The organism is Chryseobacterium indologenes (assembly GCA_016025055.1).
In the GTDB taxonomy this organism is placed as follows: domain Bacteria; phylum Bacteroidota; class Bacteroidia; order Flavobacteriales; family Weeksellaceae; genus Chryseobacterium; species Chryseobacterium indologenes.
On record CP065590.1, the window covers coordinates 3512337 to 3528341 of the forward strand.

A 16005-nucleotide genomic window follows, 5' to 3' on the forward strand; every position below is an offset into this window, starting at 1 on the left:
TAAGCCCCTTATTATGATTGAGCAGAGGACTTTTCTTCCTATTTTCGAAGGTAGGTATTCTAGTTCAGCTCAATAAACAAATCTTCGCAGGACCTTGCTTATTCACTTTCTCCTGTCATCTTTCAAGTATTTCTTATTTATCCTCACAAAGTTGCAGCCCCTCAGTTATAAAATCAGTATAGTAAAGTTTCAGCCCGGCATGTTCAGGATCATCAAGCCATATTTCTTCAATTTTACTGATCGATGGGTCATTTTGTGAAATACCTTTTGCTGTGCCATTTAATGCATAGGTTTTTCCATTATTGGCTTTGCAGTAAACTCCTTTGTAGCCTGTGCAATACACTTCAATTTCATCAACTGCAAACGGCCAGATACCCATGTAGTCTTGTTTTTTAAATGTTAGGCTGTTTTTATGAGTGTTACCACTGCAAGATATCATTAAAAGAATGATTGATAGGCTGTGTAATATTTTCATAGATTAGATTTCCTTTCGCAAATGTACTATTGATGATTTTATAGGTATTATGGGTTTCCGTAAAGAGCAATTATTGTATGTACTTCAAAAACATTTCATCGTTTCCGTGTTTCTACTCAATTCACCATTTGGTTATTTATACGCTAGAATTTCTTTTGGTTTCTTCGTTACTTTGGGGTATTCAAGGATTGAAAACTAAAACCCGATATCATGAAAACAATCACCATTACCTTGCCTGTATCTCCGGATTATCACAATAAATCTGCAGAGCTGCAAAAAACAGAGTATACCTTAACTTTTGACCTTCAAAACGGAACACATCGTGTGGAAACCACTCCTGTACCGGTCGGAAAACTAATATATCTTGAGAATACCAACCTCATGGCACAGCTTTCTTTTACCTATACGTATGAAGAAGAAAATAATGTGATTACGATCAGCGGCCCGGACTACACCGCAGAAGATGCTGTGTGCCTCACCACTTTTCCCGAAGGTACTGCAGAATATGCTTACCAGAGAGGGTCAGAAATCAAAATCAGTACTGAAAAAGCACTGTATAATCCCAACTGGAACTACAATACGCCAATGACGCCCCAATTAGAGCAGCTTTTTACAAATACTGTGAAGGATGCAAGCCAGGTTTTGATCGATGCTTTTGTAAAGGAAGATCTGACTGTTCAGGTGAAGACACAACCGCCTGTTCTGACTTCCGAGGAACACGAAGACCTTAAAATCGTGTATCAAAATGGTGTATTTGCCGGTTTTTACAACCCACAGGAGCAGTACGGTGATGAGTTTGTTGTAAAATCTATTTATTCCGTATGGGGTGGGGAAGTAACGTTCAGTAAAAATGAAAATTTTGCCAATGTCATCGGAAGTACCAATGATCCCAAGATTGCCAGTAAATCCTGGCTTCAGCTCTGGGCAGACCAGTACGGCTATCCTTCCTGCTGCACTTCCTTAAATTACAGTCCCGTTACCTGTACCAGCAGTCTCGTTGGTGGCCATGTTATTCTTGGTAGGAAAGCGCAGAAAGTGGCGACAGGTTCCAACAGTGTATACATTATGCCGATTTGCAAAGCTCATAATAACAATGATAATGTATATATGGCGGCAATTATTTACCAGAAAGGAGTCTGGTTAAAAAATTATATGAATTAACTACTTATTTCAGAAACAACCAAAAACATCAAAATATGGTACATTTAACTTTGCAGTCCGTCGAACAATGTATTACGGCTGCGTACAACAAATTCCTGACAGGACAGGGTGGAAACATTACCTGTGCAACTACAGATAATGGAAACGTAGTCATTCAGACCGTCATCAGAGGCGATCAGTTTGATTGTGGTTTTGCCGGTTATGATATGAATAGAAATGATAAAGCGGGCCTTAGGAACTGGTGCACCACGCATCCGGGAGGAGGCTGGGTTTTCGGATTCAGAGATACAGATCCTGCCCATCCGGATAATGTGAATGTTATTCTGAGAACTCCGGCTCTTTTTTTCAATTTTCACGTTTATCTTTATTAAAAAGATCGGCGTAAGTTTTTTTTAATAAATATCTTACTTAAATTTTTGAATCGCTTCAACACTTACAGGTGTGAAAAAATTAATCAGATTACCATCAGGATCACGGAACAGCAATGACCGGTTTCCCCAGGGCATTGTAGTCGGTTCCTGAACAACATGGTCGGTAAGGCCTTTAATTTTCTCGTATTCCCTATCAACATCGGCCACCAGAAACTCTATAATTGTGCTTTGATATCCCTCAGATCCGGTAATATTTTCGCCAAACATTTTCATCGTACGTGTACTTCCGATGGCAATGGTAATAGTGCTGGTTGAGAGTTCTGCAAAATCTTCTGTGTACCATTGAGGAGTTACACCAATTGCCTTTTCATAAAACTGGACGCACTGTTTGATGTCTTTGCTGATAATTCTTAGAGAAGTAAGTTTCATATTGTTAAAATTTTATTGTTGAATAATTTTAGACAAAGGTAACAGGGAGTAGCGACAGCAGTATGTCAGTAGGGTTTAACAATTTAGTCTGTGACTTTTTTGCGGAATATTCTTGTAAATTTGTCCGTAACGATAATCGCTCCAACTTGTATGAAAGAAAATGCTTTACTCAAGAATATTTCCAGATATATTACCTTAACAGAGGAAGAGGTTGAAATTTTTAAAAGTTTCTGGACGGAAAAAACATTGGAGAAAGGAGAGTACCTTTTAAGGAACGGGAATGTCTGCCGCTATGATAATTATGTGGTTTCAGGTTTATTAAAGGCATTTTACATCAATGCTGAAAACGGGAACGAAGAAATTCTTTATTTCTCAATAGATGACTGGTGGGCCAGTGATATCGATAGTTTTTCTAAACAGAGAGTTTCTGTTTATAATATTCAAGCTCTTGAGAAAACAACTGTATTGCAAATTAGCTATCATTCATTTCAAAAGCTTTTGCTTAGAATTCCGCGATTGGAACGCTATTTTCGCCTTATTCTCGAAGGTTATCTCGGAGTACTGCAGAAAAGGATCATTTACAACAATATCTATGATGCGGAATACAGGTATTTTGATTTTCTGAAAAAATATCCGGATATCGCTGCCAGAGTTCCTCAATATCTGATCGCTTCCTACCTTGGAGTGTCCGCCGAGTTGATCAGCAGATTGAGAAAAAAAAATAAATCCTCTTGAACTAGATCAATTTTTTAGCCTTAAATAATCAGGAATTTTGCTTCATCATAATAACGAAGCATATGAAAAAAGTATTGATCATCAACGCAAGTGTCAGAAATGAGAGATCTTACAGCCGAAAGTTGTCACAGCTTTTTGTAGAGAACCGGAAATCAAAACATCCAACAGATGTATTTACCTATCGCGAAGTAGGAACTCAGCCCATTCCCGGTATTGATGAATCCTGGATCGCCGGCGCTTTCATTAAACCGGCAGACAGAACTGAAGCCAGTCGCAAAGCATTGAAATTAAGTGATGAACTTGTTGCCGAGCTGCACGAACATGACATCTATGTAATTGCAACACCCATGTATAACTGGTCTCTTCCCAGCGGATTAAAGGCATATATTGATCAGATAATGAGGTTTAATAAAACCTGGAAATTCAGGTCGGGAGTTCCCGATGGCGACTATGTCGGTCTGCTCGAAAATAAAAAACTTTTTGTATTATCAAGCAGGGGAGATACAGGCTATGGAGAAGGAGAGAAAAATGAACACATGAATTTTCAGACCACTTATCTGAAATTTATTTTTGGGATCATGGGAGTAAAGGATATCAGTTTGTTTTCTCTGGATAATGAAGAATTTGGAGGCGAAATATTTGAAAGATCCAAGAAAGAAATCTTTGACAGAATGAGGTTAATAGAATAAAACGGAGACTTAAAATTGCAGCTGATTATTGAGTTATTCTAAAAACCATAACTCAAAGTTGCTTCCCTTTTCCCGGGCCTGATAATTGAGATAGCCGCCATGAGCTTCCATGATACTTTTCGTTAGTGTCAATCCTATTCCGGAGCCATTGGCCCTTGTCGTGAAAAAAGGAAGGAAAATTTTGTCTTTAATTTCGGAAGTGATACCGCTACCACTATCAATGATACTGATAATAATCCTTTTGTTATGCGATCTTACTATTGTTTTGATCACTTTATCCTCCGTTTCAGAGACGGCATATATGGCATTCAGATAAAGATTAATAAGGCTGCGTTCTATCATTTTCTCATCCGCAGATACCCTGAAATCGTCTATTTCTGTACTGACAAATATTTTTTGTTTTTCAAATTCAGGTTTTAAAAAAATAATTGCAGATTCAATCACCTTTTTCAGTGAGACGGAAGCCAGTACAGGTTTGGGTAATTCGGCGACCTGTCGGTAATCATCCACAAAGCTCAGGAGCTGTTTTGATTTGGAATTAATGATCATCAGGCTTTCTTTCATTTCTTCCTGATCATCTTTGCTTACCGTTTCCTGGTTGCTGATGTATTCAAGGTTTTGAATCAGGCTGTTGACCGGAGTAAGTGTATTGAGAAGCTCGTGAGAAATCACCTTCATCAGGTTATGCCATGCGAGTTTCTCTTTTTGTTCAATGATTTTCTGCACAGATTCCAATGTGATGATATAAAAACGATGCTGAGGGTTTTTCACCTGTTTGGTTCGTAATGAAAAAGACTGCTTGGAATTGCCCTGAACAGAAATATCGAAAAATTCCTGTGAACTGTTGTAACCGGTATTCTCAATAATATTATAAAACTCAGGTACTTTCGATGCATACAGGTCCCATTTGTTGTATTTGGGGATTCGTAAGCTGTTAAGAAAAGCTTCATTTACGTAGAACACTTCCCAGTTTTCATTTTCGTCCGAAAGGATCATGAGCCCTGTTTCCATATGGTCTAGGATGCTTTCGTAGAGAAGCTTATACGAAGATAAAGACAGCTGTTCATCCTTACATTGATAATAAAGCTCGATGCTGCTATTCAGAAGAGTTTTTCCTTCTTCTTTTCCAGGAAATAATGAAAAATCTTTTCTCCGGATAGAAGAGATTACTTTTTCTGTTTTAGAAGCCTGGGCATGTACTGACGAGTACATCAAAGCAATAAAAGCGATAGCCAGCCCGCTGAACACAAAGGCATTGAACCATTTCCCTTCTGAATAAAAATGATAAGCAGTTATTCCACTCACCATGGCAAGCAGATTGTACAGCAGCCACCTATATTTTCTGTTTTTCATGAGTCTTTTTTAGTATTGATAATGCTCCGCACAGCTTAGGCTCCATTTATAAACCAAATTTTTCCATTCTGCGATACAGTGCTGCCCGTGAAAGCCCCAGATCTTCTGCCGCTAAAGAAATATTTCCCGTATGTTTTTTTAAGGCCTTTCTGATCAGTACTTCTTCCATTTCTTCAATATTAAGATTGAAGACCGTATTTTCCATTTCTTCCAGTTGAGGTATAAGCAGCTGAAGCTTGCTGTCACCGGACAGAATAATGCTTCTTTCCAGGCAGTGATCAAGCTCCCGGATGTTTCCGGGCCATGGGAAGTGGGTAAGGCTGGCGACTGATTCATCGGTAAGTTGCAGATCTGGCTTATGATACTTGTGTTTGTATCTGTCCAGAAAGTATTGTGCCAGCAATCCGATATCTTCCTGCCTTTCCCTTAAGGCCGGTATCTGAATTTCCACCGTATTGATCCTGTAATATAAATCCTGACGGAAACGGTTTTCAGCAACAGCTTTTTTAAGATTTTCATTGGTCGCAAAAATAAACCGGACATCCAGCATCCGTTCTTTTGACTCTCCCAGTCTTGAGAGCTTTCTGTTTTGAATCAGGCTCAATAATTTGGTCTGGAGCTGAAGAGGCAGGTTTCCGATTTCATCAAGAAAGACGGTTCCATTCTGGGCATTTTCAATTTTACCGGCATAATCCTGATACAGCGTCTGTGAAGGCCCCTTTTTTATATCCGAACAATTCAGATTCAAAAAGACTTTCCGAAATACTTCCGAGGTCAATATGTACAAAAGGCTGGTTTTTCCTTTCCGATTGTTCATGAATAGATTCTGCCAGTACATATTTTCCCGTACCATTTTCTCCCAACAACAGGACATTGGCATCTGTAGGAGCTACCTTTTTAATTTGTTCAAGCACTTGCTGCATTCGTGGCGAATGGCTTTCCAGCTGGTATTGTTTGCTTTTCTGGCTCACATTTTCCCACTGGTTGAGCTTTCTGTTTTTCCGGGAGATATCTACAGCCAGATTCACGGAAGCATACAATTTTTCATTATTCCACGGCTTAAGGATAAAGTCTGAGGCTCCTGTCTTTAAGGCTTCCACTGCCAGTTCCACTTCGCCATAAGCCGTCATCAGAATAATGGGAAGTTGGGGCTCCAGTGTTTTGATTTCGTGCATCCAGTACAAGCCGTCCTGTCCGCTCTCAAACCCTTTTCTGAAGTTCATGTCCAAAACGACGGCGTCTACCTGATGTCTTGCCATGAATTGTAGTATTTCAGAAGGTTTGCTCAGGCAACTGACCTCCGTAAAGAACTTTTTCAGCCACACTCTTGCGGAGAACAAAATATCTTCATCATCATCAACAATCAGGATATGGGCTTCTTTTTTTTCGCATGCTAGTCTATTGAATGTATTAAAAGTGTCCGTTTTCGTACAAAAAGTGTCCGATAATGAACAGTTACTTGCTTATTGATAAAAACATTATTCCAGATTTTCAAGGACTTACAGATTTATATTTTCCTGGCATCTGTCTTGTGTAATCTATTGTAACAAAATGAGTTATCTTTAATATGGATACGAAAATAGTAAAAAAGAAATCGAAATTAAAATTTGTTTTAGCCGGATTAATCCTATTGTTGGTTATATGGGTTTTCGGCCTGTATTTTACCCGACAGAAAAAAACGTATAATGTTTCTTCTGAGAGCATCCAGATTGATGAGGTGACGCAAGGAAAATTTGAAGATATGCTGATGATGACGGCCCAGACTCAATCTCTTAATTCTTCACTGGTGAATGTTTTGGAAGGTGGAGTCGTCAAGGAGGTTTTTGCAGAAGACGGACAAATGCTCACTAAGGGAGTGCCCATCGCAAGGGTATACAATCCTAACACAGAGTTCAGCTATATGAATCAGGAAACAGGAATTATGCAACAGATCAGCCAGATGAGAACCACACTTCTGGAGCTCAAAAACCAGGAACTGATCCAGGACAAGGATTTGCTGCAGGCGCAGAATGATTACAATACGGCACTTCAGAATTTTAATCTTCAAAAAAGACTTTATGATGCAGAGATCGGAAAAAAGACAGAGTATGATATCAGTGTGCAGAACCTTGCCTATCAGAAACAGCGGAAATCCATCATCGAAAAAGGTTTTTCAACAGAAAAAAATTCACGCGCTTCCCAAATGTCAGTGATCAACAGTTCAATAGGGCAGATGGAGAAAAGTCTGCAGATTTTACGTTCCAACAAAAACAATTTCCTGATTATGGCGCCGGCTTCGGGAAGGCTTTCATCATTTGCCATTTCATTAGGTGAAAACCTGACGACCGGACAAAGTATTGGGAAAATAGATCTGATGGGCGGGTACAAACTGGTCGCAAAAGTAGATGAATATTATATCAATAAACTTCTGAACGGAATCAAAGGAACCCTTGATAATGAACAAAAGCATTATGAAGTGGTCATTACCAAAATTTTGCCGGAAGTGAAGGACGGGCAGTTTCTGATAGAACTTAATTTTACCGGAGAAAAGCCGGAGAACCTGAAGATAGGAATGACTTTCGGCCTGAAATTAAAACTCTCTGCAGATACACAAAGTAGGATGATTCCCAAAGGAAATTTTTTCAAAGAAACCAATGGAAAATGGATCTTTGTAGTCAATGCAAATAAAGCCGGGAAACGAAACATCAGCCTTGGAAGAGAAAATCCGTTGTATTATGAAGTCGTTTCAGGATTAAAGACCGGAGAAAAAGTGATTACATCAGACTATTCTGACCTGAAGAAATATGAAATTCTTGATATTAAAAAGTAAAAAGATGAATATTTTTAACCTTTTATTATTACCATAAAAAGTATAATCAATGATAACATTCAATAGATATTACCATGATCAATATAGATAAACTTTCAAAAATTTATACAGCAGAAGATGTGCAGACGCACGCACTGCATGAAGTCAGTCTGAGCATTAAAGAAGGAGAGTTCCTGGCCATAATGGGGCCTTCAGGTTGCGGAAAATCCACTTTTCTTAATATTCTGGGACTGCTGGATACCGCTTCAATGGGATCATATCAATTTGAAGAAACCCAAATGATAGGATTAAGTGAAAAAGGAAATCGGAAATCCGAAAAAAGTATATCGGATTTATTTTTCAGAACTTTAATCTGATTGATGAATTAACCGTTTATGAAAATATTGAACTTCCCCTGATTTACAACGGAATTTCTTCTTCGGAAAGAAAAAGAAGAGTAGGAGAAATCATGGAAAAGATCAATATTGCTCACCGGGCCAAACATTATCCTCAACAACTGTCAGGAGGACAGCAGCAAAGAGCAGCGGTTGCAAGAGCTTTAGTGACAAAACCCAGGCTGATCCTTGCCGATGAACCGACAGGAAATCTGGACAGTTCCAATGGGAATGAAGTCATGAATCTCCTGGCAGAGCTTCACAGAGAAGGTTCCACGATTGTGATGGTGACCCATTCCTCGTACGACGCAGGCTTTGCATCAAGGATTATCAATATGAAAGACGGACAAATTTTTAATGAAGAATATGCTTCCCAGCGAAAAGATGTATTTGCAAAAGCCGATGCGGGAGCATTTGAATAGTTCTGCATCGTTTCGTTACCTATCATTAACTGTAATACTACCATTATGCTGACCAACTGGCTTACAATCGCCTTCATCAATTATAAAAAGAACGGGTTGTCTACCCTGATCAATCTGTTCGGGCTTACCATAGGCCTTACAGGATTTATGCTGATCCTGATGCATTGGAATGATGAGGAATCTTATGAAAAATGGAATCCGAAAAAAGATCAGATCTATGCTTTTCAGTCCTTTTATAAAAGAACAAACTTTTACGGGGATAATATCTCTTACCCACTTGCCTTTAATGCATTGAAGACCATTCCGGAAGTGCAGGATTTTGTTATTTTTAACGGTTCGGACATAGGCGTCAAGATGACCACAAAATATACGACAACCTTTCAGCAGGGAGGTTTTACTTCATCAGAAAGTTTCCTTACCTTCTTTCCTTTTAAAATTATCTCAGGACGTGCAAAAGATGCCTTGAAATCAGATACCTCCATTATCATTTCCAGACAGGCTGCGATGAAATTATTCGGAACAACCAACGCTGTCGGTGAGTCGTTAAAATTTGATGATAAAAATTATATCGTTACCGCGGTCTATGAACTCCCTGAAGGTAACAGTCAGATTAAGCCTCAATTTGTTTTCAAGCCTGTGGAAGGGTTCAAACATGATAAAGAGCAATGGAATAACTTCAACTACGGATGTTTTTTCATGCTTAAAAAGGAGCTGCCCCTGCGAATTTTGAAAATAAATTTAAGGATATCCTTATGCTGAGATCAAGTATAGATGCCAGGGGAACGGGAATGACTACAGCTCAGTTTTCTGATCTTCACGGGCCGAATAGTGTACAGCTGATCCCATTGGATCAACTTAAGCTTCATGCAAAAGCATCATGGTTTGGGGCAGGAGATTTCAGAACGATTATGATCCTATTTTCCCTGTCTGTCCTGATTGTTATCCTGTCTGCCATTAATTTTATCAACCTGAAAACGGCTGAAGCTTCACAGAGAGCAAAAGAAGTTGGCGTTAGAAAAGCGATCGGAGGAACAAAACTGTCCCTGATGCTTCAGTTTTTTCTGGAGACGTTTATCATTTGTTTATTGTCCTACTTCCTGTCTCTGGCACTTACAGAACTTTTACTTCCTGCTTTTAATCAATTTTTCAACAAAGAAATAGAGCTGAAAGATTGGCATATTTATCTGTATTCTTTGACCATGGTCATTGTAGTTACTTTATTATCCGGGTTAATTCCTGCTTTCTATCTTTCAAATTTTAAAACCATCGAAACGCTGAAAGGCAATTTCTCCCGAAGCAAACACGGTGTCTGGCTCAGAAACGGAATTCTTACGCTACAGCTCGTTATTTCCTCATTTTTCATCATTGGAGGTCTCATTGTACATACGCAGGTAAAATATATGATGAACAAGGACCTTGGGTTTAACGGAAATCAGATCATGATGATTAATTTCAATGAATCCACTCCAAAAGCCTGGCTGAAATATGAAAGGCTTAAAACTGAAATTTTGAAAATCAATGGAGTAGAAGACGTTTCTTTCGGGGAATCGGTTGCAGGAACCGGACAGAAGCAGTTCAAATATGGATTATGAACAACAGAGCATCAATGCAGAAAATAGCGCTATGGATTATAACTACCTCCAGTTTCTGGATGTGAAGTTACTGAAAGGACGCTGGCTCAATCCTCATTTGGCATCAGATACAATGAATACAGTTATTGTCAATGAGGCATTTGTTAAAAAGTTTGGATGGACTGATGAACAGATGTTTCAGCGTGAAATAAAGCCCGGATTTGATGAAGGAAAAAAATATAAGGTTGTGGGAATTGTTAAAGATTTTAATCTAAGAAGTCTTAAATACCAGGTAGAACCTATCATGTTTTTTCATTACAAACAATCTTCCTGGAAGAGATTTAATGTATACAATATTCAGGTTAAAATAAAGGCTGATGATATCGAAGGAACAGTGGCAAAGCTAAAAAAATTCTGGCAGACTTCCGCCGAGCCGGGATATCCTATTGATTACTATTTTCTCAATCAGAAGTTTGCAAAGACTTTTGAAATGTACCAAAAACAACAGACTTTGTTTACTATTCTGAATGCCATGGTATTGATGGTGGCTTTATTGGGACTTTTTGCCCTTTCTTCTCTGATGATCGAGCAAAAGCTGAAAGATGTAGCTATTCGAAAAACATTAGGCGCTTCAGATCGTATTCTTGTTTTCGGGCTGACCCGCCAGTTTCTTTGGATCGCTGTAATCGCTGTTTTGATAAGTATCCCGATCAGTTATTTCCTGATGAACGAATGGCTGAAAGATTTTGCCTACAGAATTGATATGCCGGCCTGGCCTTTTGTCATAAGCTTTGTGTTATTACTGGTATTGACATTTGCGGTTGTAAGCATCAAAGCGTATAAAGCCACAAAAGTAGATCTTGTGAAATATCTGAAGTACGAGTAATCGTATTCTTCGTAATAAGTATGTTTAAATTTACCTACCAAAATCACAAAGTCTTTGTTTTCTAAACACTTTATCGGTGTATCTCTTTTATGTTTTTATAAGAAGGTTATACAGCAATAATGTAAAATTTTTTAAATCAGAACGTATTCATGAAAAATTTAATTTTTCTGTTGTTTGTTGGCTTCTTTCCGGCCCAGCAAACATGGAACCTGCAACAATGTCTGGACTACGCATCAACCCATCATCCGTTGATTAAACAGGCAACAGTGACCGTTACAAAAAATGATCAGATGGTCAAAAGCTCAAAAGGAATGCTATTGCCTTCCGCAGAAGCAGGAGTGAGACGTGACTACAGTTTCGGATCTTCCATCAACCAGACCAGTAATCAGAGGGAAGCTTTGAATACACAATATGACCAGTTCTATGCCCAGGCAGATTGGGGGCTTTTCAACTGGAAGAATATCCTGAATATTTCGCTTTCAAGACTGAATAAAGAAACCAGTGCCTATCAGCTTAAACAGGCTCGGAATAAGGTGAAACTAGATGTTGTTCAGAAATTTTTTGCCTACCAGAACAGCAAAAGTTTACTTGAAGTACTGGAAACCCAGATTTCCGGGATAAAGGATCAGATCCTGAGAACCGAAAAGGAAGTAGAGATCGGAAATCGTCCTAAAAGCGATGTATATGATATTAAAGCCAATCTCGGGACATTGCAGGAGCAGTGGGTGTCGGCTAAAAATCAACGTGACCAGACGAAAATTAATCTGATCAACGCGTTGTCAGTTACCCATGATTCTCTGGATTTTATCATGAATGATGAAAGTCTTTCCGACGCAGAATTCAATGATCCTGATTTTACTCAAAAATTACTGCATAAAAATCCTGCATATCAGGCAGCAATAGCGGAAATGAAGGCACAGGAAAAAAGAGAAGATATTGCAAAAGCAGGCTATCTACCAACCTTAGACGGCAGATACAGATGGTCGACCTTTTATAATAAAGTACTTGGAAAAGACAATGTATCAGACAAAAGCTTCTCGGATCAGTTTGCCCAGAACAAAAATCATTTTTTGTCTTTAGGGATAAGTATTCCTGTTTTTAATAAGCTGCAGGTGAAAACCAATGTGGAAATAGCAAAACTGAATGTTATCAGTTCCCGGTATGACAGGGATCTGATCATAAATGACCTTACGCAAAGTATCAATTCGATCAGGGCACAGTTTTTAAATGCCCGGGAAAAATATAATCTGCTGGATTCCAATTTTGAGAATCAGAGACTCTCATTTCAGAAATCTGAGGAAAAATACAGGGAAGGGCTTATTGATGCCTATGCCTTTTTTGTAGTCCGGAACGGCTGGCTTCAGGCCAATTATAATCTGATCAGCAGCAAAAATGATCTGATCCAGCAGAAAGAACTCCTGAAAATACTGGAATCAGGATTGTAAAGTCAATTTATTCGTACAACTCCAGTGAGTCGTCTTCATTCCGGTGAAGGCGGCTTTTTTATGCTCTGAAACACTACACGGTTTATCCATAAAAAAGGTTATTTCGGAAAATCCAAAATAACCTTGTATCGTATAGCTTCTACTTTTTTATTGAATCACAAAGCTTTGTACGCTCTGTGTATGAGCCGAGAAATATCCCAAAGCCCCATTGCTGATATTGCTGGGAGGGTTGGCAGGAGTAACCCCACCTCCAGGACCCGACATATCCAACAGAGCACTGTAAAAAGTGAAAATATTATTATCAATGCTTTGCATCTCAACATGGATAGTATCTCCGGCCTTCACTTCATGATCTGCATCGTCATTATCATCATTGGGAAGGATGAGAGGACGCTGGTTAAGCATTCCGTTATTAAGGTTGTCTGAAAACACGTTAATATATTTTTTCGACAAATTATTGATCGTGTAAGAAAACAGATAACGGTTCCCTAATACCGCCGGGTCAGTAAAAATAGGCAAAAGGGTATAACTCGTTTTACTTCCGAACTGGAAAGAATCCTGTGCAAGGCCTTCAAAATCTACAGGCTGTGGCATAGTGCTCTGAGCGGTGTACTGCTGGCCTTCGGCTTGTACTTTCAATGTATAGGTTCTTCCTGCTGCTCCTACAAATGTTGTAGTTTGATACCGGCCATTTCCCATATACTGTAAAATCTCGGTCTGGCCGGTATTATCACTTAAAATAACCTGTGCCCCTTCCACGGCAGGATACTGATTCTGTTGTGTAAATGCTACGGATTTGGTAATTCTGACGATGTAAGGACCTGCCTGATCCGTTACATTTCCTTCAATCACTATTTTTCCGCTCTGATCATCAAGATCGAGGTCGATTTCTTTCTGGCATGAGGTCATTAAAAACAGCGATAATATAATATAAAAAGTATTTTTCATGATTTAAAATTTGAAATTGTAAGTGATGTTTGGTACCCAACGGAATAATGAAGTCTGCATAGCACGTGTAGTTCCCGGATTGTTCGGGTTATCTTCGAAAGTAATGGTGTAGGCATTTTCACGGCCATACAGATTGTAAATTCCGAAAGTCCATGATCCGCGGAAGCGCTTATTGGAAGAAGGTTCGTAGGTAGCACTTAGATCCATTCTGTGGTAAGCCGGCATCCTGTCTGCATTTCGGGTGCTGTATTGGAAAACAGTTTGTCCGTTTAACTGATACTTTCCGGTAGGGAAGGTTACAGCATTTCCTGTACTGTAAACAAATAATCCTGAGAAAGACCATTTGGGATTCAGCTGATAAGTAGCAACAATAGAGAGATCATGGGTTTTGTCCATTCTTGCATTATACCATTGGTTATCATTAATTCCGTTTATTTTTCGCTCAGTTTTGGATAAGGTATAAGAAATCCAGCCGGTTAATTTTCCGCTTTTCTTTTTAGCAATAAGTTCCAGTCCGTAGGCTCTTCCTTTCCCGAAAAGCAATTCACTTTCTACATCTGCAGCCGTATCAAAGGTAATCTGGGCTCCGTTTTTGAAATCAATCTGATTTTGCATTGATTTATAATAGACCTCAGCATTCACCTCATAATTGTTGTTGTTGAAATTTCTGCTGAACCCCAGACTCACCTGGTCGGCGATCTCAGGCTTTACCGTTAAGCTGCTGCCAATCCACTGATCAGTAGGGTTTCCACTGCTTGAGTTGCTCAAAAGATGCAGGTTTTGAGTATTACGGGAATATCCTGCTTTGATGCTGCTTACTTCATTGATTCTGTAGTTGGCGGTAATTCTCGGCTCAATATTCACATAGGTTTTTCCAAATTTTCCTTTTTCAATATACCGGCTGTCGGTAAGAACTCCGTTGTTATAGGTGTTGAAAGTGTCACCACCTAAAATACTAAACATTGAAAGCCTCGCTCCATAATTCACGGTCAGCTTTTCCGTCGCTTTAAAATCATCATTAATATACAGGGCATTTTCCCATGATTTTCTGGTATTTCTAGGAAAACTGCTCACGCTGGTTCCTGATGCGCTGCTTGGTGTAATCGTATGATAAATAGATTGCAGACCAAAACGAACGGAATGTTTATTTCCTGCAAACCATGTGAAATCCTGCTTAAGGTTCCAGTCCTGTATTTTTGAATTTAAACCGAAATTATTGTCATTACTTTTCAGACTGACTTTGTAATCGTAGTTGCTGTAAATAAATGAAGTGTTGGAAAACAACTTACTGTTGATAATACTGTTCCATCTCAGAGTGGCTGTTGTATTTCCCCAGTCTGTTGAGAAAGTATTCCCCAATCCCAGTACGTCCCTTCCGAAATATCCTGACAGGTAAAGGCGGTTATTTTCATTGAGCTGGTAATTGGCCTTCAGGTTCAGGTCATAAAAATATAATTTGTTGTCTTTATAATCATTGGAAGTCTTTAAGAACAAGTCAGCATACGTTCTTCTCCCTGAAACAATGAAAGAAGATTTTTCCTTTTGAATAGGACCTTCCACACTTAGCCTGCTGCTGATAAGACCGATTCCTCCATTGATGTTATAATCCTGATTATTTCCGTCTTTCATCTTTACATCCAGTACAGAGGAAAGACGCCCTCCGTATTGGGCAGGGCTGTTTCCCTTGATGATACTGACATCCTTTAAAGCATCACTGTTGAACGTGCTGAAGAAACCAAGCAAATGAGAAGCATTATATACAGGAGCTTCATCCAGTAAGATCAGGTTCTGATCGGTGGCACCACCTCTTACACTGAAGCCGCTGCTTCCCTCACCATTACTTTTAATACCCGGTAAAAGCTGAATCGTCTTCATCACATCTTTTTCTCCGAATAAAACAGGAAGTTTTTCAATATTTTTAATGCTTAATGTCTCTGTTCCCATTTGGGCAGAGGTTAAATTTTTATCCTTTTTAATGCCGGTTATCACCACTTCATCAATAGATTTTGAAATCTGCTCCTGTGGCAGAAGCGGAAGGTCCATTTTTATATTCTGATCAACTTTGATCTGCTGTTCAAAATCTTTATAACCAGGATTGGAAATGATCAGGGTATAATTGCCTTCCGGCAATGACAAAGAATAAAATCCATATTCATTGGCAACGACATTAATCGAGGGATCTTCACTTACTTTTACAGCAACCCCGATCAGGAGCTCGCCATTTTTTTTATCTTTTATGGTTCCGCTTACAGAATAGGTTTGCTGGGCAAGCACAAAAGTACTGAAACAGAGCGCAGCAGTGGCTGCGGTGATTTTTAAAAAGGATGTTTGCATTAG

The 16005-nt window shown here is 39.1% G+C and carries 11 protein-coding genes and 3 pseudogenes; 8 read left to right on the plus strand and 6 right to left on the minus strand.

Translation table 11 applies throughout. The annotated features are described in order from the left end of the window. Nucleotides 1-133 precede the first annotated feature (133 nt). A complete protein-coding gene (locus tag H3Z85_16125; protein QPQ50898.1) occupies nt 134-475 on the minus strand; it encodes a DUF2511 domain-containing protein in 342 nt (113 codons plus the stop codon). A gap of 210 nt (nt 476-685) precedes the next feature. Here H3Z85_16125 and H3Z85_16130 point away from each other — a divergent pair, with 210 nt between their 5' ends. Both H3Z85_16130 and H3Z85_16135 read left to right on the plus strand, forming a co-directional pair. Further along, entirely contained in the window at nt 686-1636 is a 951-nt protein-coding gene (locus H3Z85_16130; GenBank protein ID QPQ50899.1) for a hypothetical protein, read from the plus strand. 35 nt (nt 1637-1671) lie between these two features. Continuing rightward, a complete protein-coding gene (locus H3Z85_16135) occupies nt 1672-2007 on the plus strand; it encodes a hypothetical protein (GenBank protein ID QPQ50900.1) in 336 nt (111 codons plus the stop codon). 33 nt (nt 2008-2040) lie between these two features. On the opposite strand, the gene H3Z85_16140 is transcribed toward H3Z85_16135, so the two are convergent. Then, nucleotides 2041-2436 (minus strand): VOC family protein, encoded by a 396-nt coding sequence (locus tag H3Z85_16140; protein ID QPQ50901.1) that lies wholly within the window; start codon nt 2434-2436, stop codon nt 2041-2043. Between the two features lie 150 nt (nt 2437-2586). On the opposite strand from H3Z85_16140, the gene H3Z85_16145 reads away from it, so the two are divergent. After that, a complete protein-coding gene (locus tag H3Z85_16145; GenBank protein ID QPQ50902.1) occupies nt 2587-3171 on the plus strand; it encodes a Crp/Fnr family transcriptional regulator in 585 nt (194 codons plus the stop codon). 62 nt (nt 3172-3233) lie between these two features. Then, on the plus strand, nt 3234-3860 hold the full coding sequence (locus H3Z85_16150; protein QPQ50903.1) for an NAD(P)H-dependent oxidoreductase: 627 nt from the start codon (nt 3234-3236) through the stop codon (nt 3858-3860). Nucleotides 3861-3893: 33 nt separating this feature from the next. On the opposite strand, the gene H3Z85_16155 is transcribed toward H3Z85_16150, so the two are convergent. Together H3Z85_16155 and H3Z85_16160 are read right to left on the minus strand one after the other, a co-directional pair. Further along, entirely contained in the window at nt 3894-5213 is a 1320-nt protein-coding gene (locus H3Z85_16155) for a GHKL domain-containing protein (protein ID QPQ50904.1), read from the minus strand. 46 nt (nt 5214-5259) lie between these two features. Beyond that, a pseudogene (locus H3Z85_16160) lies at nt 5260-6583 on the minus strand (sigma-54-dependent Fis family transcriptional regulator). A gap of 197 nt (nt 6584-6780) precedes the next feature. Between H3Z85_16160 and H3Z85_16165 the strand changes: the two are divergent. From H3Z85_16165 to H3Z85_16180, 4 genes and pseudogenes are all read left to right on the plus strand, one after another. Beyond that, a complete protein-coding gene (locus tag H3Z85_16165; protein QPQ50905.1) occupies nt 6781-8022 on the plus strand; it encodes an efflux RND transporter periplasmic adaptor subunit in 1242 nt (413 codons plus the stop codon). 74 nt (nt 8023-8096) lie between these two features. Then, nucleotides 8097-8818 (plus strand): annotated as a pseudogene (locus H3Z85_16170) (ABC transporter ATP-binding protein). 45 nt (nt 8819-8863) lie between these two features. Further along, nucleotides 8864-11275 (plus strand): annotated as a pseudogene (locus tag H3Z85_16175) (ABC transporter permease). Nucleotides 11276-11424: 149 nt separating this feature from the next. Then, nucleotides 11425-12720, plus strand: a complete 1296-nt coding sequence (locus tag H3Z85_16180; protein ID QPQ50906.1) for a TolC family protein — start codon at nt 11425-11427, stop codon at nt 12718-12720. Between the two features lie 147 nt (nt 12721-12867). Here H3Z85_16180 and H3Z85_16185 read toward each other — a convergent pair whose 3' ends face one another. Both H3Z85_16185 and H3Z85_16190 read right to left on the minus strand, forming a co-directional pair. Beyond that, nucleotides 12868-13668 (minus strand): DUF4249 domain-containing protein, encoded by an 801-nt coding sequence (locus tag H3Z85_16185; GenBank protein QPQ50907.1) that lies wholly within the window; start codon nt 13666-13668, stop codon nt 12868-12870. Between the two features lie 3 nt (nt 13669-13671). Continuing rightward, the gene (locus H3Z85_16190; protein QPQ50908.1) at nt 13672-16002 is read right to left on the minus strand and encodes a TonB-dependent receptor; all 2331 of its coding nucleotides are present in this window, start codon (nt 16000-16002) and stop codon (nt 13672-13674) included. Nucleotides 16003-16005: the final 3 nt, after the last annotated feature.